Below are 18,664 nucleotides of genomic sequence, written 5' to 3' on the forward strand. Positions count from 1 at the left end.
CCGACCCTCTGCTTGTAAGGCAGATGCTCTCCCAGCTGAGCTAATCACCCTGAACTCGTGGCGGTATGATAACGAATCGAGAAACAGTGTCAATTCTTTTTTGCTACATCTATCAGGAAAATCATGGATCAACACGTCATAAAACTCAGGGTAAAGCTTATACTGCTTCGTTCAGCCCCCCAGATGAATATAACTCTTAACCCGCCCCTCTTCTTTCAGCTGCTCAATACGAACCTGCTGGAGGGCAACACCATGTTTTGTTTGCAGCAATACTAGCCATTTAAGCAGTTTCTGGTAGGCAGCATCTTCAATCCAGACAGAGAGCCCCTTACGGTCTGGCTGTACTCTTCCCAGGCTAATATCCGCCTGCTGGGCAACATTGGTAGCTATGGAGGATAGTTCCTGACGGGATGACGCTGCCTGTTGATTTTTCTGCAGGTTACGGGCTCTGGGTAAATTACCGTGCAGCCAGGCATTCATTTCCTGTTGATAGAGATAAGCACTCTTTTGAGTCTCAGACCATTGGCTTACCGGCTCCAAAATCAGCAGGTAGATGAGTCCTGTAAGCACCACAGTAAAAAGCAGTTGGAGTATTTTACGATCTCCCGGAGGCCGCATTCCATACCAGGATTGACAGTGCTGCCAGTAAGGGTTGGCCATTAGCAGGCTATTCAGTTTTTGCATGATCCCCCCAATTATTTCCTGATCGCCACTCTGGCAATGACACTGGACTTACCCTGGCTGGCACTCTCCAGCTTACCTTGAAAACCCGAAATATTGAGCTTTTCCAGGAACTGGTTAACCGTGTTCAACTCATCGGCTTCAAATTCAAAAACCAGTTGACCGGTAGCCGCATTGAAGTCCAGATTCCTGGGTTCCAGTTTTTCCTTTTCGTCCATTGAGCCAGAAACACTGGAAAGCACCTGAAGCATCGATAGAAAAGCAGTTTCGGCTGTTTGAGTTTCCAGGGTGCGAAAGCGGTTCTCCATGACTTGCTTAATATTAAAAGACATCTGTTGGCGAGCCTGTGCCTGCTGGGCTTGTCGATCATTCGGGAATACCGAGAGGTAATGCTTTATGGAATCTCTCCAGAGCCATTCCGACTTGTGCTGATAAATCACACCTTCTGTTAGTGAAAGTCCAAGCTCAAGCACCAGCCAGCAGGCAACAGTGGCCAGCAGGGGCCACCAGCGTCTGATAAATTTCCCTGTTCTTCTGGGACATTGATAGGCACCCTGTCGGAAGTCAAGCAGCTGATTATTGCGCCTTTCAGTAAAATAGTGCCCGGCAAAAAACTCAAACACCGAGGCCTCAAGCGGTACCTTATCAACAAGCCAGCCACGCTCGGAAAGCAAAGCTGAGGTTTCATCTATTCTGAATGCAGCAATCGCCAGCGTATTATCAGAGAAAATCAATCTGGCTTGCGGGGGCGTCTCATCCACCGTTTCGGCAACCGTATTGCCAAGAGAGCTGGACAGAGTATCAGGGAGTTCTTGATCTCCCTGAACGGATTGGTCGGGAAATACGACAGGGAGCGCTTCATAATTCAGGGTAATGCCTTCACGACCGGGTGAGGCCATCATCACCGAATCATTGTCCAATATCAGGCAGGTATATCCAGGCTCAGGCTTCAGAAATTGCATTTCAGCCAGGATACTGGTCAGGGGCAGTTGATGTTCCTCAAAAAGTGCCAGTATGGCCTGTAGGGTTGAGTGTGGAATGCCAGCGACTGAAACCTGCAATTCCCTGTCAGGATAACCATTAACAATATGCATGGTGTCAATATCCTGAGCCAGATGCTCCTCCACAAGATAAGGGAGTGCTGTTGACAGGTGCTTTTTCTGACCAGCATTAATCCTCAGGTGCTTATATAAACAAAGCGATCCCCCCAGCAGAAGAATCACCTCTTCCGGCAGACGGTCAGCGTCTTCTTGATCTTCAGGTTCGTCTGCATACCATGCTTCTCTGAGTTGAGCGATTGCTGTCAGATGGAGTTCTCCGAAAAGCGAGCCTGTCGATGTGAACTTTCCCCACTGTGCAACAGTATTGGCATCAACAGAGCTGGCTGGAGATGGAATGCGAACCAATAGTATTTTGTTCATTATTTGAATCCCGGGTTCCCTGTTGAATCTGCCTGATTAGCAGGAGCCCAATATTGACTCGGCCCGATTTCCCGCCCGACAACCTGCACATGCCCATCACTGCTTCGGTAAAAATTCGTTTTCAGATAAAAGGTGGTTTCTCTATAGGTTGCCTTAATCCGGGCACTGAAATACTGACTGCCAAACACCACCCGCTCATTTTGATTTTTCCCATTAAAGATCCCGGCCTTTCCAGATAGAGCGACAAGCCGATTCAATTCTTCAATATCTGATAACCCGTTATAGCCCCGACTGTTACTGATCATTAAGGCATCCCCTTCGGAAATATTCTTGTTTAAGGAGCGGATAACCTCTGGCAGGGCAGTGTTCATATTCATTTTTGATGATCCGGGTATCACCGTAATATAGGGCAATAGCTTTTCAACTTCCTCGTTATTAAAACCATCAATTAGCATCAATTCCGAGACCGACGTCATTTCAGTCTGTCCGGTTCGTCTTGGGGGAACAAGCGACAGATAGAGCTGATCCTCCGTTCCTTCTGATACGCTTTTTTGCTCTTTACTCATCCACCGGGCTACTTTTTCGGCCAATTGAGGATCCATGGACTGAGTTGACAGCAGATTTTCAAACATTTGCACACCGGGTGAACCAGATTTTTCAGCCCCCTGCCCACCTGACTGATTATTTTCATCAGCAAGCCAGTTCAAATTAAACCGGCTCTGCTCATCCTGAACCTGTAACTCGATAACGCCCTGTTCAACGTCATAATTGATGGTTTCAACATTCCACTGCTCATTTTCATGATCCACCATTCGGTTATTCTTTTTGTCCTGCTCAAAATCTTGTTCTAACAGCCATGCAACGTACTGTTCAGCGCCCAGCGCATAGTGTTTTGCCTGTGTTCTTTCCAGGTATCGGGCATTCTTCCCGGTGTGCAGCCAGAGATTCATGACGATCTCAGAAGCGACCGTTGTGATCAGCAAAAAAATCAACAGCACATAAATAAGAGCAATCCCTGACTGATGGCATAACGGGAATTTACCGGCCGAAGCCAGCACTGGCTGACAGGTTTCAGCTGGTTCAATAACCATCGGCACTTTCTCCGATTCTGGCTCTGGGCTGTGGCCGTAGGGTACCCGGCGAGTTATTCGCCGCATTCTCCTGAGATGAGTCTCCCGCTTTATTACCCCGGTCAGGTTTGTACGTTACCAGCGGAGCCACGGTGACCATGGATCCCATCACCTCATGAACAATGGTCAACTCCACTGCAGCCGGCAGTTGGTCTGCACCTCCTACAGAAGAAGCCGCAGAAACAGCCTCGGAAGCTGACCGCGGGTTCTGCCCTGAAGGCCAGGTGCTGATCCATTGCCGGTGATCATTGAGAAACCGTACTTTCATGCCGTTCACACCAGACATCACCACCTGCCGAACACGGGTAGATTCCGGAGCCCTGTCCAACGCAGGCCAGTAATAACGAATTAACTGATTGCCCTCCACTGCATAAGCCACACGTTGCAGTGTACTTCGCGCTGCCTTAAGGGGGTTTTGCCATCCTGAACGGGTAAACTCCATTAATGCCCCGCCCGCCCCCGGGGCTTTCAGTGCAGGCTGCTGCATGCCTCTTTCATCCCTGACCGGTCTTCGGGTCATTTGCAACAGGTCTTTTTCCAGGACAACTTCAGCCCGTTGTAATTTATCCATCTCATCCAGCACCGACTGCGTTGTTTCCTGCGCACGGGTTACTGACATAAACAACTTATAGGCTGCCGTACTGATCATGCTGAACAGTACGATAGCAACCATTAGCTCAAGAAGGGTAAAGCCCCCCGGCACTTGCGATCTTTTCAAGTGCTTCCCCATAACCAGGCAAATACGTTTGCTGAGCATTATTGCCGGGGCCTCCTCAGCCAGGTCGATAACCTTGCCAGGGGAGCAGCACCTTTTTCTGGTTCAGACTCACCAATAAATACCTCGACCTGCACCTTTCTGAAATCAGGTGACACAGTGGATACCGATGTTTCCCGAACATACCACTGATAACCCGCGTAGCTTTCAATTTGGGGCCTCACTGCCGACCCACTCCAGCGTCCCTCTGCATGAAGGGTATTGAGATAGTGGTCGGCAATCTGCGAAGCCAGTATTTTTTCCTTCTGATACCGGGTCTGCCGGATACTGTTGCCATCAGAAAGAATCAGCATGGAAGCAGCCAGGGCAAAGACGGCCAGGGCAACCATCACTTCCAGCAAGGTAAAACCATCACAGCGATGCAGGTTTCTGTTTCGCAGAAAAAGCCGGTTTGGCCTGAAGCCCCAATGACTCTTGGAAACGCCCATCACTCCCTGACCCGTTCAATATCTGACAATCCATCGGTGAACAGATGGAGTGACTGTTTGCTGTTTGCCATCGAAACTTCAGCCGGAAGAATACTGAGCCTGAAGGGGGTTACCTGGTAGTCTGAATAGAAAACAACGGATGGATAGTGTTCATCTCCGTCAAGGGGAGTGGAATTCTCCATTGACTCCAGGCTCAGGCTTAATGTTTCCGGCATTAACCTCGGCTGGAAGGGAGACTGTTCCAGCTCAGTCCATTCCTGACTCTCTGCCGGTAAGACCCACCAGCGGTAGTAACCATCATTATCAATTGAAAAGCCGTAGTGACTATTTTCCAGCAGCGCCTGGTCACGAACCTGGGTAAATAATACCTGCAGTCGGGTCGCTTCTTTTTGAATCACCTTCTGAATACTGCCGGTTATCGGGCTTAGCAGGGTAATACCCAGCAGAACACCAATGATGACCACCACTACCAGCATTTCTATCAGGGTGAATCCTCGCGGTTGAGGTGATGCCATCACGTATCCTTGTCCTGCCGGCTAAAAAGTTGAGGTGATGCCATCACGTTCCCTTGTTCTATCTGTTGTTATACCTGCCAAAAAGTGTTGCTTATGGTTGTGTGTCCCAATTAACGATATCAGCGTCCGGACCTTCCCCCCCCTCACGACCATTGGCTCCGAAGGAATAAAGGTCATACTTGCCATGACTACCCGGTTGCAAATACATGTAGGGATTCCCCCATGGATCTAACGGTACCTTTTTCAAGTACCCTTCAGGATTCCAGTTTCTGGGCTCTGGTGGAGATGATGGTTTCTGTATCAGCGCTTCAAGCCCCTGATCCAGGGTGGGATAGAAACCGTTATCGAGTCTGAAAAGCTCCAGTGCCTGGGAAATAGCTTCAATATCAGCGCGAGCAACGGTGACCTTTGCCTGGTCCGGCCGGGAAAGAATTTTGGGCACTACCATAGCGGCAAGAATCCCCAGAATGACCACTACCACCATAATCTCAATCAGGGTAAAGCCTTGTTCGGCTACTGAATTGGCTGCATGATGCTCTTTTCTTCTGAGCCAGTTTTTTATCATGTTGGTTGACCTCGATTTTGTTGGGTATATGCCTCAATTCAACAGCTGGTTCATATTCAGTATGGGCAAGAGGATGGCCAGGACAATCATCATGACCACGCCTCCCATCACGACCAGCATCAAGGGCTCAAACAGTCCAAGCATGACGGTAATTCGCCCTTCCAGCTCCATCTGCTGATTCTGTGCGGTTCGTTCCAGCATCTGATCCAGCTCTCCGGTTGCCTCGCCACTGGCAATCATGTGGAGCATCAGGGGTGGAAAGTAGCCGGTTTCCGTCAGCGCCCTGTTCAGACTGGTTCCTTCACTGACTCGTCTGGCAACATCCTGAACCGCATTTTTGATGGCATCGTTATTTACCACCTGAGCGGCAATCATCAGGGCCTCAACCAGCGAAACCCCACTGCGGGTTAACATGCTCAAGGTACTGGCAAAGCGAGCTGTGTTGGCCGTACGGACAAATCGACCAGCAAACGGCAGTTTCAACAGCACCCGATGCCAGGAAAGTCGTATTGACGGTTTTTTCAGTAAATGCCGGACAAACAGAATTGCCGCAGCAATTCCACCAAAGATCACCGGCCACCACGCCTGAAATCCCTCACTGGCATTTATCAGGAGTTCCGTGATGAATGGCAGTTCCTGACCGGAATCCAGAAAGACCTTGACAACGTCCGGCACCACGAATCCCAGCAGGAAGCTGACAATCCCGATGGAGGCCAACATCAGAATGATTGGATAGACCAGCGCCTGCTGTATTTTCTGACCCGAGCGCATTCTGGCTTCAGTGTAGTCGGCCAGACGGTTGAGAACACGGTCGAGATACCCCGCATGCTCCCCCGCAGCAACGGTTGCCTGATACATCTGGGGGAAGACTTCCGGGAATGCTTCCAGACTTCTGGCCAGGGTATAGCCTTCAAGTACCCGGGAACGAACGGCCAGCAGTATATTTTTTATTCTTCGCTTTTCCTGCTGGGCTGCCACACCATTCAGTGCTTCCTCTATCGGCATTGCCGCCTGGACCAGCGTAGCCAGCTGCCGGGTTACGGTAGCCAGCTCAATGGCTGAAATCCCCCGGCGCAAAAAGAAGCCTCTTTCTTCTTCGCCCGGCTGTTGATGGTCAACAAGCGTGTTCACTGACAGAGGCGTCCACTGTTTATCCCTCAGGATCTGGCGAACCTGACGCCCACTGTCCGCTTCCAGTGTACCTTTCTGCTGTTTACCCTGAGGATCCAGAGCAATATATTCAAACGCGGCCATAATCGTGAGCCTTTTCCTGTGCGGCCTCTGTGGCACTCATCAGTCTTTCTGGGTAACCCGAAGAACTTCTTCAAGCGTTGTCACCCCTTCCAGCACTTTTCTGCTGCCATCTTCACGTATGCCGGGGCTGGACTCACGAACAAAGTCAGTAATCTCCTGCTCCCCTTTGAGGGCATGGACCATTCGCCTGACCTGCTCATTAATAACGACAACTTCATAAATTCCGGTACGGCCACGATAGCCACTGAAATTACAGGCCTTACAACCTTTAGCGTGATAAAGCGTTACTCCATCAGCAGAATCAATGCCTAACTGCTGACATTCGGCATCATCAGGGCTATATGGCACTTTACAGTCACTGCAGAGCACCCTGACCAGTCGTTGTGCAATCACGCCAAGCAGACTGGAAGACATCAGAAAGGGTTCAATACCCATATCCTGAAGACGGGTCAGCGCACCGACAGCCGTATTGGTATGAAGTGTTGAAAGCACCAGGTGACCGGTCAAACTCGCCTGTACGGCTATTTCAGCGGTTTCCCGATCACGGATCTCGCCAACCATGACCACATCGGGATCCTGCCTCAGGATAGCTCTCAATCCCCGGGCAAAGGTCATATCAACTTTTGTGTTCACCTGGGTCTGGCCAATCCCTTCCAGGTGATACTCAATGGGATCTTCCACAGTAAGAATGTTTCGCGTCTGGTCATTCAGAAGGGTCAGGCTGGCATAAAGGGAGGTTGTCTTGCCGGATCCTGTTGGCCCGGTCACCAGAATGATGCCGTAAGGTTTTTTCAGCAGACTTTCGATAAGCGAACGGTTCCGGTCCGTCATACCAAGATGCCTGAGTTCAAGACGGCCTGCTGCTTTGTCCAGAAGCCTTAACACAACCCGCTCGCCATTACTGGAGGGCAGCGTGGAAACCCGGACGTCCACTTCCTTACCGGCAACCCTCAGCGAAATTCGGCCATCCTGGGGTACACGTTTCTCAGCAATATCCAGCCGGGCCATCACCTTGATGCGAGAAACCAGTAAAGAGGCAATGGTTCTCTTCAGCGACAGTACTTCCCTTAAAACACCATCAACCCGAAGCCGAACCACCAGCGTCGACTCGAACGTTTCAATGTGCACATCGGAGGCCCCTTCCCTGATAGCCTCTGTCAGCAGCGCATTGATTAAACGGATAACCGGGGCATCGTCACTTTGCTCAAGCAGGTCTTCTGTGATCGGCACGGCGTCCGCCAGACTGGTCAGATCCAGGTGATCACTGATGCCAGCCGCATCCTGCAATGCTTCTGAACTGTCATTGTGATAACAGTGAGCCAGCACCTCTGACAGTTTTTCGACAGTTACTTTTTCATAGGCCGGAAAAACACCTGAATAGCGACTGACCTCTGCAATCAGCTCAGCCGATGGTGTGTTGTGGAAATAGAGTGTGGCAACGCCTGTATCATTCTCAATGAGAACAACGCCATGCCTTTTGGCAAAACTGAAAGGCAGTCTTGGTAAAACACCGGCCTCATTGTCAGCATCGTCTTCCGGGTCATGGCCAGCGGTCAGCAGTGTAGCCAATATCATTAACTCCTTAAATCAAAAGGGAAGCAACGATCCTTTATAATTAATTAAAAGTTTTTTCTGAAAAAACTTATTTCTTTAAAAGACAAGACTCTTATGCTTTTATTTAGACTAAAGAATAGCCTATTAATCCAATTCGTTAACTTCAGAAGATATGATGATGAAACCAGTGGCATCCACCACATTTCTGCAATGGGGGCATAAAAATAACCGGATCCTTATGCTTCTGATTATGTTCATCGTCATAATCCTCAGCATCAGCTATCAGATATTTAATCTTTATCAGATCGTCAGCCGCGAGCCTTTGATAGAGCGTGATCATAACAAAACTATCGTTTCGAAAAGCACGTCAACCATCAAGCCTGAAGACTATGAACTGCTTTTCGGCTTCAGCGACAGCCAGGGAATAACTGAAAACAACAAAGAGATCCCGATAACAAAAATGAATCTGATTCTCAGGGGGGCACTCTCAGGTTTTGAAAACAAAAAGTACGCAAGTGCAATTATTCAAATAGCCAACCAGGACAAATTATATGAAATTGGTGACGCACTGCCCGGAGGCGCCATTTTGAATCAGGTTTACTCTGATCACATTATCATTAAACGGGGTAGCCAGCTTGAAAAACTATACTTTCCGGAAACAGCCAGAGATTCCAGAGCTTTTCAGGAATTCAGGGCTGTTGAGGAAGACATCCCTGAGTCGATGGAGCCACGCCCGGGCAACCATGACTATCCGGATGATATGTCTCTTGAACAGCGAATGCAGGACCTCAGGGAGAAGCTGCAGGAAGCCAGTCAGGAACTGTAACGGCAACAATGACAAAACAATGACAAACTGCTGAGTTAACGGTCATATCATGAACACCAGAGTGCTACTTTTTTTACCTCACCTTCATAACAATAAGTTAATGAGAGCCATTCCTCTGCTGTTGCTGCTGTCAGTGACACCACTGTTTGCCAGCAAGGCAAATAACGGTTTACAGCCTGCTGCAAACAATAACAGCGCTGCGTTGCCCGATGATAAGCTATGGACACTGAATCAGCAGAATGCCGATATTCGTGAGTTTATCACCCAGGTTGCCAGAATAACCGGAGAGACATTTGTTATCGATCCACGGATTAAAGGTGGTAACACCGTTACCGTTATTTCCAGTAAGCCACTGACCCGTGATGAAGTCTACGATGTTTTCCTGGAAGTCCTGTCCGCCAATGGTTATACCGTCATTCCAAAAGCCGATGGCCATATTATCAATGTTGTCCCCACAACCAGCGCAAAAACCAGCAGCCCCGGAGACACTCAGAAGCCAATTGATGGCGTAATGACCACCAGGGTTGTTGACCTGCACAGTGTCTCAGCTATTGAAGTAATCCCGATCATTCGTCCATTGATAGCTCAATATGGGCATGCTGCTGCCTCTGCCTCCAGCAATGCAGTTATCATCAGTGACCTTGCGGATAATGTTGAGCGCATCACCAAACTGATCAGGGAGCTGGATGATACTGGCAATAACGACTACGAAGTCATCCAGCTTAAACATGCCTGGGTCGGGGATGTGTCAAAAATAATCTCTGATACGCTGGTTACCGGAAAGGGACAGCTACCCAGCGGGCTTCAGGTTATCGCTGATGAACGGAGCAATCGACTGGTGGTTAAGGGCAATGCCAGCAAACGGGCACGGGTCAGAAAGCTGGCTGACACCCTGGATAAGGAAGGCATTCGCAAATCAACCACCAAAGTCATGTTCCTGAGTTTTGCCGATGCCAAAAACATTGCGGAAATTCTTTCGGAAGCCTCAGGCATCATTCAGGACAGCCAGGGAAAGAGAACCGCAGCAACTCCATCGTCATCGGTTACATCAGGCTCAGTCTCTGCTGCTAATTCATCAAATCAGTCCTCTTCCCAAGCCTCCACCAAGTCTGGTACTAAAAGCAAGTCGGCAGCAACGACTGCTTTTGTAAAAGCGGATGAAACCCAGAATGCTCTGGTTATGATTGCTGACCCGGAAACCCTTCAGGAAATGGAGACCATTGTCCGGCAGCTTGATGTTCCCAGGGCCCAGGTGTTACTGGAGGCTGTTATTGTTGAAGTGTCCGGCGGGATTAATGATGCGCTGGGTGTGCAATGGGGCATTGATGGCACAAAAACCATACGCGACTCTTCAGGAGAGTTAAGCAGTATTACCGGCAAGCTATGGAACAATGCCAATATTACGCTGGGCTCCCTGGCTCTCAGGGCTGATAACTTTGGGGTACTCGTTGGAGCTCTCAGCGCAAAATCCAATAATAATATTCTGTCAACACCCAGCATGCTGACTCTGGACAATGAAGAAGCCGAGTTGATTATTGGTAAAAACATACCCATTAAAACCGGCTCATACCAGACGCCTTCCAGTGGCGGTGGCACTGGCCCTTTCACCACAACAGAACGCCGGGATGTCGGCCTTAAACTAAAAATCACACCCCATATTAACGAAGGTAACAGCCTGAGGCTTATGTTAGAGCAGGAAGTCTCCTCGCTTGATGTTGGCACCAGCAAAGATATTCTGGGAGAGTCCAGTGGTGACCTGCTGTTCAATACCCGCTCCCTGAAAACCGCAGTATTGGTGGACGATGGACAGACCGTTGTTATTGGTGGATTGATCGAAGATATCAAATCCAAAACCAGGAAAAAGGTGCCGCTGCTCGGGGACATCCCGATTCTGGGCAACCTCTTCCGTTACCATCAGGGCGGCGATGAAAAAAAGAACCTGATGCTGTTTATCCGTCCTACCATCATGCGTAACTCAGAAACACTGGTAAAAGCAACTCAGGATCGATTCACCAAACTAAAGCTTATCGGTAATGGCAACGGCAGAAAGGCTATTAACCTGCCGAACCGCCCCGAAGAGTTATTTAATACAGAAACGTATGACCTGAGAAACAACAACTGACGGGTTCACACTATTGATCAAAACGCCATCGGCATCGGGAGTCTTGTATTTCACAGCCCCATACACCCTCTCCCCTAAAAAACTACGGAGAGGATGAAACCCAGGCCAAAGATGATAAAATAACGTCCCGTCAGAGGAGGCAAACGAACCATCTCAGCATCACCTGAATGGTTGGCAAGCAGTTTGAGAGGTGTAATGGTAAAAGGAAGCGCTATCAGGAGGTAAAGAGGGTTATTCAGCTCTCCAAAATAGTACAACATAAAACTGAGAGGGAACCCCGCCAGCAGAAGTACTGCGTAAAGGCATTTCGCTTTAAACAAACCGATACGAACGCTTAACGTGCGGATATTGTGACTGATGTCATCGAGATAATCCCGAATCTCATTGGACAGCAACAGCGCAGAAGCCAGCAAGCTTACCGGAATCGATATCCAGACCACGTCATTATTCCAGTACCCCCCAACGGCATAAAAGGCACCACTGACCATCAGCACTCCGGTTAACAGGAATACTGCAGGTACCCCCCAGCCGCGATGCTTGTAGACAATGGGTTCACCGGTATAAAAATAACCACCGACAACGCCTGAAACACCCAGCAACAATAACGGCCAGCCAACATCGATCACCAACAGTAGTCCCATAATGCAGGCAATAAGAGCACAAAACCCAGCCAGGATAAAGTTTCGATGGATCTGCTTAACAACCTGCTTTGCCAGCTCACCGGAGCGTTTTTTCCACAACACCACATCAGCATGATCATTAGCAAGATTGCTGGCAGCCTGAAGCAATACCCCGGCCAGCATGACCAGCAGTGCTCTGCGCCAGTTACCAACACCCTGCTGATAAGCCAATACCACGCCAATGCCGCACGTTACCAGGGCAACAGAATAAGAGAAGGGACGTAGAGCTCTGGCAAGTCGATATTTGTCCGGATTCAGGTCAAGTGCATCCACTGGCAGGCTCCTGAGAAAAAAGCGGGAGGATAAGGAAATTTCACAGGAATGGCTATAAGAAAGATTATGAAAAGGCTCTATTACCCGGAGCATCGTAGAAGATACTTACGCAGCCTGACCACCGATTCAGTATTTTCAATCACCAAAAAGGCCGGATATAAATCCGGCCTTTTTGGTGTTACCTGAACCGGTTGTTTTACCAACCAGTCACTTTTTTAAGAGCTTCACCGATATCCGCCAGGCTGCGAACCGTCTTCACACCTGCAGATTCCAGTGCCGCAAATTTCTCATCGGCAGTGCCCTTACCACCGGCAATAATCGCACCGGCATGGCCCATACGCTTGCCCGGAGGTGCGGTTACACCGGCAATGTAAGAGACGACGGGTTTGGTGACGTGCTCCTTGATATAAGCAGCCGCTTCTTCTTCAGCAGAACCACCGATCTCACCGATCATCACGATGGCTTCGGTCTTGTCATCATTCTGGAAGAGTTCCAGTATATCGATAAAGTTGGAACCGGGAATGGGGTCCCCACCAATACCGACACAAGTAGACTGGCCAAAGCCATAATCGGTGGTCTGTTTGACCGCTTCATAAGTCAGTGTACCGGAACGGGAAACAATGCCCACCTTGCCCGGAAGATGTATATGGCCAGGCATAATACCGATCTTGCACTCGCCCGGGGTGATGACACCCGGACAGTTTGGCCCGATAAGACGAACACCCAGCTCATCACATTTGACTTTGCACTCCAGCATGTCGAGCGTCGGAATGCCTTCAGTGATGCAGACAATCAGCTTGATGCCAGCATAAGCAGCTTCAAGGATAGAGTCTTTACAGAAAGGGGCAGGAACGTAGATAACCGAGGCTTCAGCACCGGTCTGATCAACCGCTTCAGCCACCGTATTGAATACCGGCAAGCCCAGGTGAGTCTGACCACCTTTACCCGGTGTTACACCACCCACCATCCGGGTGCCATAAGCAATGGCCTGTTCGGAGTGAAAAGTACCCTGGGCACCGGTGAATCCCTGGCAGATAACTTTCGTGTCTTTATTAATTAAAATGCTCATTACTGGTTCCCCGCTGCCTTAACTACCTGTTGGGCAGCCTCGGTCAAACTGTTGGCCGCGATGATATCAAGTCCGCTATTGGCAAGGGTCTGTGCACCCAGATCAGCATTGTTGCCTTCCAGGCGAACAACGACAGGGACTTCAACGCCGACTTCTTTAACCGCACCGATTATGCCTTCAGCAATCAGGTCACAGCGGACAATACCACCAAAGATATTTACCAGAACGGCTTTAACGCTGTCATCAGAAAGGATGATCTTGAAGGCTTCCGTAACCCGCTCTTTGGTTGCACCACCTCCGACATCCAGGAAGTTGGCAGGAGCACCGCCATGGAGTTTGACAATATCCATGGTGCCCATGGCAAGACCTGCACCATTGACCATACAGCCAATATTGCCATCCAGTGCGACGTAGTTCAGCTCCCACTCAGCGGCATGGGCTTCACGGGCATCTTCCTGGGAAGGATCATGCATGGCTTTCAACTGTGGCTGACGATACAGGGCGTTGCTATCAATGTTGATTTTTGCGTCCAGGCAGTGCAGGTCACCCTCTCTAGTGATAACCAGCGGGTTGATCTCCAGCAGGGCAAGGTCGCACTCCTGGAAGAGTTTTGCCAAACCCAGGAAAATCTGGGTGAATTGCTTGACCTGCTTTCCTTCCAGACCCAGTTTAAATGCCAGTTCGCGGGCCTGATAAGGCTGGGCACCGGTCAAGGGATCAATGGTCGCCTTGAGGATTTTTTCCGGCGTCTCTTCCGCTACTTTTTCAATTTCAACCCCACCTTCAGTGGAGGCCATAAACACAATACGACGGGTTGCGCGATCAACAACGGCACCAAGATAAAGCTCTTGATCAATATCAGTACAGCTCTCAACCAGGATCTTGCTGACCGGCTGGCCATTTTCATCGGTCTGATAAGTGACCAGGTTTTTACCTAACCACTGCTCGGCGAACGCACGGATTTCGTCCTTGCTGGTGACCAATTTGACACCACCCGCCTTACCACGACCACCGGCGTGAACCTGGGCCTTAACCACCCACTGATTACCACCGATTTCATCGGCAGCAGCAGCGGCTTGCTCTGGCGTATCCGCAGCGACGCCCTGGGATACAGGCAACCCATATTTTGCAAAGAGCTGTTTGCCCTGATATTCGTGAAGATTCATTCTGACGCAGCCCTCTTTTTTATTTAAGCGTTGTTTTCAAGTTTCTGGTCAACCATATCCCTGGATATTTTCTATGGAGAAGGGAGCAAGTCGACCCTGATTGCTCCCATTGAGACAGGTTTAACGACGTTTGCGATTGGCAATATGGATAGCGTGGCCATCAACAGCCAGAACCGCTTCGTGCAGCGCTTCGCTCAAGGTTGGATGTGAGAAAATGGTCAGTGCAAGATCTTCACTGCTGGCAGCGAACTCCATGGCAATGACTCCCTGCTGCACAAGCTCAGCCGCACTTGGACCCACAACATGAACGCCAAGAATACGGTCAGTTACCTTGTCCGCAATCACCTTGACCATGCCATGAGTATCATTGGCAGCAAGGGCACGACCACTGGCTGCAAACGGGAAAGTACCCACTTTGTACTCTTCGCCGCTGGCCTTGACTTCTTCCTCCGTTTTACCAACCCATGCCACTTCAGGATGAGTATAAATAACCGAAGGAATCAGGTCATAGTTCATTTGTGCTTTCTGACCGGCAATAATTTCTGCCACCATAATGCCTTCTTCACTTCCCTTATGGGCGAGCATTGGGCCTCGAACCACGTCACCAACGGCATAAACGCCGGGAACGTCAGTGGTACAGTAATCATCAACGAAGATGAATCCTCGCTCATCCAGATTGACACCGGAGTCAGTAGCCAGCAGGTTTTCTGTATAGGGGCGACGGCCGACAGCAACAATCAGTTTATCAAAGGTCAGCTTCTGTTCATCACCATTGGCATCCTGATAGGTAACTTCAACTTCGCTACCCTTGACTTCAGAACCGGTTACCCGTGCACCCAGGCGAATGTCCAGTCCCTGCTTTTTGAAAATCTTCTGGGTTTCTTTGGCGATTTGCTGGTCAGCCAGGGCCAGGAATTTATCCTGGGCTTCAAGGACAACCACTTCAGAGCCCAGTCGGCCCCATACAGAGCCCAGTTCCAGGCCAATAACACCGCCACCAATAACCCCGAGACGCTTCGGAACCTCCTGAAACTCAAGAGCACCGGTAGAGTCAACAATCAGACCTTCAGTTAGCGGCGTGGGTGGAATTTCAATAGGCCGGGAGCCGGTTGCAATAACCACGTTTGCAGCATCAACCACTTCAACAGATCCATCTGCACGGGTTAATTCAACCTGCTTGCCAGACAGCAGTTTACCAGCACCTTCCAGCAGGGTCACACCATTTGCCTTGAACAGGCCGGTAACCCCGGAAGTCAGCTGGTTCACAATATTGTCTTTGCGGGCAAGCATGGCAGGTACATCGATGTCTACGCCATTGTGTTTAATGCCGTGCCTGGCAAAGTCTTCCCTGGCTTCGATAAATTTGTGGGAGCTATCGAGAAGTGCCTTGGAAGGGATACAGCCAACATTCAGGCAGGTACCGCCCAGTTTGGCTTTGCCCTTATCATCGGACCACTTCTCGATACAGGCAGTTTTCAGCCCCAGCTGGGCTGCGCGAATAGCGCAGACGTAACCGGCAGGGCCTGCGCCAATAACTACCACGTCAAACTGATTTGCCATAAGTTATTTCCAAAACGGTTTATAAAATAAGGTATACGTATAAAGTCAATAACGGGCAGCACAGCTTTATATAAATAAGAACAGGACTGCCCCATACTTTCTGGAATCAAACGTCCAGAAGCATTCTGGCCGGATCTTCCAGCAGCTCCTTGATGGTCACGAGAAAAGTGACCGCGTCCTTGCCATCCAGCAGTCGGTGGTCATAGGACAGGGCAAGGTACATCATTGGTAAAATTTCAACCTTGCCATTAACCGCCATTGGGCGTTCCTGAATTTTATGCATGCCCAGGATCGCTGACTGAGGTGGATTCAGGATGGGCGTTGACAAAAGTGAACCAAATACCCCGCCATTGGAAATGGTGAACGTGCCGCCGGTCATCTCATCAATGCCAAGCTTTCCATCCATTGCCTTTTTACCAAACTCACGGATTTTTGCCTCGATATCCGCAAGGCTCATATCTTCAGTGTTACGAAGCACTGGAACTACCAGCCCTCGATCACTGGAAACGGCAACACCAATATCCTGGTAACCATGGTAAACAATATCGTTACCATCAATAGAAGCATTGACTACCGGATGGCGGCGGAGTGCTTCCACACAGGCTTTGACAAAGAAAGACATAAAACCGAGTCGTACACCATGACGTTTCTCAAAGACATCTTTGTACTGACCACGAAGCTCCATGACCGGCTTCATATTGATCTCGTTGAAGGTCGTCAACATGGCAGCATGTTGCTGAGCCTGAACCAGACGTTCAGCAACTTTTGCACGCAGGCGGGTCATTGCCACCCGTTTCTCGACACGCTCACCGGCAAACACCGGTGCTGTTGCCTCTACCCGGGGTGCCGAAGCAGCCGGAGTGGCAGTTGCCATAGCGGAAACCGGGGCTGGTGAAACCTGGCTACCACCTTCAACATGACGTACCACATCCTCCTTGGTTACGCGACCGCCTTTACCCGTTCCGGTTATGGCCGCAGGATCAAGACCTTTCTCATCAGCCATCCGTCGTGCTGCCGGGTGGAGAATAGGTTCTTCATTAACGGCTTCCGATGAAGCTGCCAGAGCGGCAGTAGCTTCAGCAGAGGCCGGGGCGGTGCCAGCAGAAGCACCCTCTTCGAAGATCCCAACAACTTCACTGCTGAGAACGACTTCTCCTTCAGGCCTGATAATTTCACTCAAAACACCATCTGCCGGAGCAACAACTTCAAGAACCACTTTATCGGTTTCGATATCAACCAGCAGTTCATCCCGGTGGCATTGCTCACCAGGCTTTTTGTGCCAGGTTGCAACAGTGCCATCCGCAACGGATTCAGGAAAGGTAGGTGCTTTAATTTCAGTGGCCATTATTGATCCTTTGCGTCTTCGCCCCGTGGAGCGTTATTCACAGAAACTGTGTTAAACGCTCTGGCCAGATCGATAAGAAATACCTGCTGGCCGTTTGACTAATAACACCGCTCAGTCTTGAGCAGTAATTTTTCTTTATTCAAATGCTGAAAGCATCGTTTACCAACTGCTGCTGTTCCTGGGCATGAGTTGACATATAGCCACATGCCGGAGCAGCTGATGCTTCACGCCCTGCGTACTTGAGACTCATCGTTTTATTCGGATGTACGGCAACTGAACGACGCATATGATGCTGACTGCAGTACCATGCCCCCTGGTTCATCGGCTCTTCCTGACACCAGACCACATCTTTCAGGTTTGGATAGCTGACAATCAGCTCATCCAGATCATCCTGCGGGAATGGGTAGAGCTGTTCAATACGGATAATCACCGTATCAGTCAACCCTTCCGTTCTCTTCTTATCAAGCAGGTCATAATAGACCTTGCCGGAACACATAATCATTCGGGTGATCGCTGATGGCACATGAACGTCAACCTCCGGGATAATGGTCTGGAAACTACCCTCTGCCAGCTCTTCCAGAGAGGAGGTAGCCTGTTTGTGACGGAGTAAACTCTTGGGGGTAAATGCCACCAATGGTTTGCGTAACGGACGAAGCACCTGACGTCTTAACATATGGAACACCTGGGCCGGCGTTGTGGGGACACAAACCTGAATATTGTGCTCCGCACACAGCTGCAGAAAGCGCTCGAGCCTGGCAGATGAGTGCTCTGGTCCCTGACCTTCATAACCATGGGGCAACAGCATGGTAAGCCCTGACAGCCGCCCCCACTTGTGCTCACCACTGGAGATAAACTGGTCAATAACCACCTGTGCACCGTTAGCGAAATCACCAAACTGGGCTTCCCAGATAACCAGCGCATTGGGCGTCGTTGCTGCATAGCCATACTCAAAAGCCAGAACCGCTTCCTCTGACAGGAAAGAGTCCCAGATCTGGAACCGTGGCTGATCCTGGGAAAGTTTTGCCAGATTAACCAGAGTCGAGCCATCTTTCTGATTATGGAATACCGCATGACGGTGAGAAAAGGTTCCCCTACCGACATCCTGCCCGGTAATTCGAACTTCGCTGCCTTCCATCAACAGAGACGCATAGGCCAGCAGTTCGGCACATCCCCAGTTAATCGGCAGGGCACCTGCTGCCATCTTGCGGCGGTCTTCAACGATCTTGCTGACCTGGCGTTGCAGCACAAAGCCTTCGGGAATTTCGCACAGCTTCTGGCCTAATGACTGCAGTGTTACTAC

The 18,664-nt window shown here is 49.9% G+C and carries 16 protein-coding genes and 1 pseudogene; 2 read left to right on the plus strand and 15 right to left on the minus strand.

The window, feature by feature from the left end:
- Positions 1-171 precede the first annotated feature (171 nt).
- The 9 genes from KDK13_RS07760 to gspE all read right to left on the minus strand — a co-directional run bounded on the left by KDK13_RS07760 (position 172) and on the right by gspE (position 8,338).
- Positions 172-684 (minus strand): type II secretion system protein M, encoded by a 513-nt coding sequence (locus KDK13_RS07760; RefSeq protein ID WP_257284406.1) that lies wholly within the window; start codon positions 682-684, stop codon positions 172-174.
- A gap of 11 nt (positions 685-695) precedes the next feature.
- On the minus strand, positions 696-2,102 hold the full coding sequence (gene gspL, locus KDK13_RS07765) for a type II secretion system protein GspL (RefSeq protein ID WP_257284407.1): 1,407 nt from the start codon (positions 2,100-2,102) through the stop codon (positions 696-698).
- On the minus strand, positions 2,102-3,193 hold the full coding sequence (gene gspK / locus KDK13_RS07770) for a type II secretion system minor pseudopilin GspK (protein ID WP_257284408.1): 1,092 nt from the start codon (positions 3,191-3,193) through the stop codon (positions 2,102-2,104). Before gspK ends, gspL begins: the two co-directional genes overlap by 1 nt.
- Positions 3,183-3,989 carry a type II secretion system minor pseudopilin GspJ gene (gene gspJ / locus KDK13_RS07775; protein WP_257284409.1) on the minus strand — a complete coding sequence of 269 codons (807 nt, stop codon included), beginning with the start codon at positions 3,987-3,989 and terminating at the stop codon, positions 3,183-3,185. The genes gspK and gspJ overlap by 11 nt, the downstream gene beginning before the upstream one ends.
- Entirely contained in the window at positions 3,989-4,435 is a 447-nt protein-coding gene (gspI, locus tag KDK13_RS07780; RefSeq protein WP_257284410.1) for a type II secretion system minor pseudopilin GspI, read from the minus strand. Before gspI ends, gspJ begins: the two co-directional genes overlap by 1 nt.
- Positions 4,435-4,950: a type II secretion system minor pseudopilin GspH gene (gspH, locus tag KDK13_RS07785; protein WP_257284411.1), complete on the minus strand. Its 516-nt coding sequence runs from the start codon at positions 4,948-4,950 to the stop codon at positions 4,435-4,437. The genes gspI and gspH overlap by 1 nt, the downstream gene beginning before the upstream one ends.
- A 91-nt stretch (positions 4,951-5,041) precedes the next feature.
- Positions 5,042-5,515, minus strand: coding sequence for a type II secretion system major pseudopilin GspG (gene gspG, locus KDK13_RS07790; protein ID WP_257284412.1), 474 nt, complete (start codon positions 5,513-5,515; stop codon positions 5,042-5,044).
- 33 nt (positions 5,516-5,548) lie between these two features.
- Positions 5,549-6,769, minus strand: coding sequence for a type II secretion system inner membrane protein GspF (gene gspF, locus KDK13_RS07795; protein ID WP_257284413.1), 1,221 nt, complete (start codon positions 6,767-6,769; stop codon positions 5,549-5,551).
- 39 nt (positions 6,770-6,808) lie between these two features.
- Positions 6,809-8,338, minus strand: a complete 1,530-nt coding sequence (gspE, locus tag KDK13_RS07800) for a type II secretion system ATPase GspE (protein ID WP_306671039.1) — start codon at positions 8,336-8,338, stop codon at positions 6,809-6,811.
- Positions 8,339-8,495: 157 nt separating this feature from the next.
- Here gspE and KDK13_RS07805 point away from each other — a divergent pair, with 157 nt between their 5' ends.
- Positions 8,496-9,149: a type II secretion system protein N gene (locus tag KDK13_RS07805; RefSeq protein WP_257284414.1), complete on the plus strand. Its 654-nt coding sequence runs from the start codon at positions 8,496-8,498 to the stop codon at positions 9,147-9,149.
- A 49-nt stretch (positions 9,150-9,198) separates the two neighbouring features.
- Positions 9,199-11,271 carry a type II secretion system secretin GspD gene (gspD, locus tag KDK13_RS07810; RefSeq protein WP_257284415.1) on the plus strand — a complete coding sequence of 691 codons (2,073 nt, stop codon included), beginning with the start codon at positions 9,199-9,201 and terminating at the stop codon, positions 11,269-11,271.
- A 74-nt stretch (positions 11,272-11,345) separates the two neighbouring features.
- On the opposite strand, the gene KDK13_RS07815 is transcribed toward gspD, so the two are convergent.
- The 6 genes and pseudogenes from KDK13_RS07815 to KDK13_RS07840 all read right to left on the minus strand — a co-directional run.
- Positions 11,346-12,224 (minus strand): prenyltransferase, encoded by an 879-nt coding sequence (locus KDK13_RS07815; protein WP_257284416.1) that lies wholly within the window; start codon positions 12,222-12,224, stop codon positions 11,346-11,348.
- A 196-nt stretch (positions 12,225-12,420) separates the two neighbouring features.
- Positions 12,421-13,293: a succinate--CoA ligase subunit alpha gene (gene sucD, locus KDK13_RS07820; protein WP_257284418.1), complete on the minus strand. Its 873-nt coding sequence runs from the start codon at positions 13,291-13,293 to the stop codon at positions 12,421-12,423.
- Positions 13,293-14,459 (minus strand): ADP-forming succinate--CoA ligase subunit beta, encoded by a 1,167-nt coding sequence (gene sucC / locus KDK13_RS07825; RefSeq protein WP_257284419.1) that lies wholly within the window; start codon positions 14,457-14,459, stop codon positions 13,293-13,295. Before sucC ends, sucD begins: the two co-directional genes overlap by 1 nt.
- 120 nt (positions 14,460-14,579) lie before the next feature.
- Positions 14,580-16,019, minus strand: coding sequence for a dihydrolipoyl dehydrogenase (gene lpdA, locus KDK13_RS07830; protein ID WP_257284420.1), 1,440 nt, complete (start codon positions 16,017-16,019; stop codon positions 14,580-14,582).
- Between the two features lie 106 nt (positions 16,020-16,125).
- Entirely contained in the window at positions 16,126-17,364 is a 1,239-nt protein-coding gene (odhB, locus tag KDK13_RS07835) for a 2-oxoglutarate dehydrogenase complex dihydrolipoyllysine-residue succinyltransferase (protein WP_257284421.1), read from the minus strand.
- Between the two features lie 139 nt (positions 17,365-17,503).
- Positions 17,504-18,664 (minus strand): annotated as a pseudogene (locus KDK13_RS07840) (2-oxoglutarate dehydrogenase E1 component); the annotation flags it as partial.

Source organism: Endozoicomonas sp. SESOKO1, assembly GCF_024606265.1.
Taxonomy (GTDB): Bacteria; Pseudomonadota; Gammaproteobacteria; order Pseudomonadales; family Endozoicomonadaceae; genus Endozoicomonas.

Excerpts from the sequence above, each read along its gene's own strand:
- KDK13_RS07760 (WP_257284406.1), bottom strand. The coding sequence starts at position 684 with ATGCAAAAACTGAATAGCCTGCTAATGGCCAACCCTTACTGGCAGCAC.
- gspL (WP_257284407.1), bottom strand. The coding sequence starts at position 2,102 with ATGAACAAAATACTATTGGTTCGCATTCCATCTCCAGCCAGCTCTGTT.
- gspK (WP_257284408.1), bottom strand. The coding sequence starts at position 3,193 with ATGGTTATTGAACCAGCTGAAACCTGTCAGCCAGTGCTGGCTTCGGCC.
- gspJ (WP_257284409.1), bottom strand. The coding sequence starts at position 3,989 with ATGCTCAGCAAACGTATTTGCCTGGTTATGGGGAAGCACTTGAAAAGA.
- gspI (WP_257284410.1), bottom strand. The coding sequence starts at position 4,435 with ATGGGCGTTTCCAAGAGTCATTGGGGCTTCAGGCCAAACCGGCTTTTT.
- gspH (WP_257284411.1), bottom strand. The coding sequence starts at position 4,950 with ATGGCATCACCTCAACCGCGAGGATTCACCCTGATAGAAATGCTGGTA.
- gspG (WP_257284412.1), bottom strand. The coding sequence starts at position 5,515 with ATGATAAAAAACTGGCTCAGAAGAAAAGAGCATCATGCAGCCAATTCA.
- gspF (WP_257284413.1), bottom strand. The coding sequence starts at position 6,769 with ATGGCCGCGTTTGAATATATTGCTCTGGATCCTCAGGGTAAACAGCAG.
- KDK13_RS07805 (WP_257284414.1), top strand. The coding sequence starts at position 8,496 with ATGATGATGAAACCAGTGGCATCCACCACATTTCTGCAATGGGGGCAT.
- gspD (WP_257284415.1), top strand. The coding sequence starts at position 9,199 with ATGAACACCAGAGTGCTACTTTTTTTACCTCACCTTCATAACAATAAG.
- sucD (WP_257284418.1), bottom strand. The coding sequence starts at position 13,293 with ATGAGCATTTTAATTAATAAAGACACGAAAGTTATCTGCCAGGGATTC.
- sucC (WP_257284419.1), bottom strand. The coding sequence starts at position 14,459 with ATGAATCTTCACGAATATCAGGGCAAACAGCTCTTTGCAAAATATGGG.
- lpdA (WP_257284420.1), bottom strand. The coding sequence starts at position 16,019 with ATGGCAAATCAGTTTGACGTGGTAGTTATTGGCGCAGGCCCTGCCGGT.
- odhB (WP_257284421.1), bottom strand. The coding sequence starts at position 17,364 with ATGGCCACTGAAATTAAAGCACCTACCTTTCCTGAATCCGTTGCGGAT.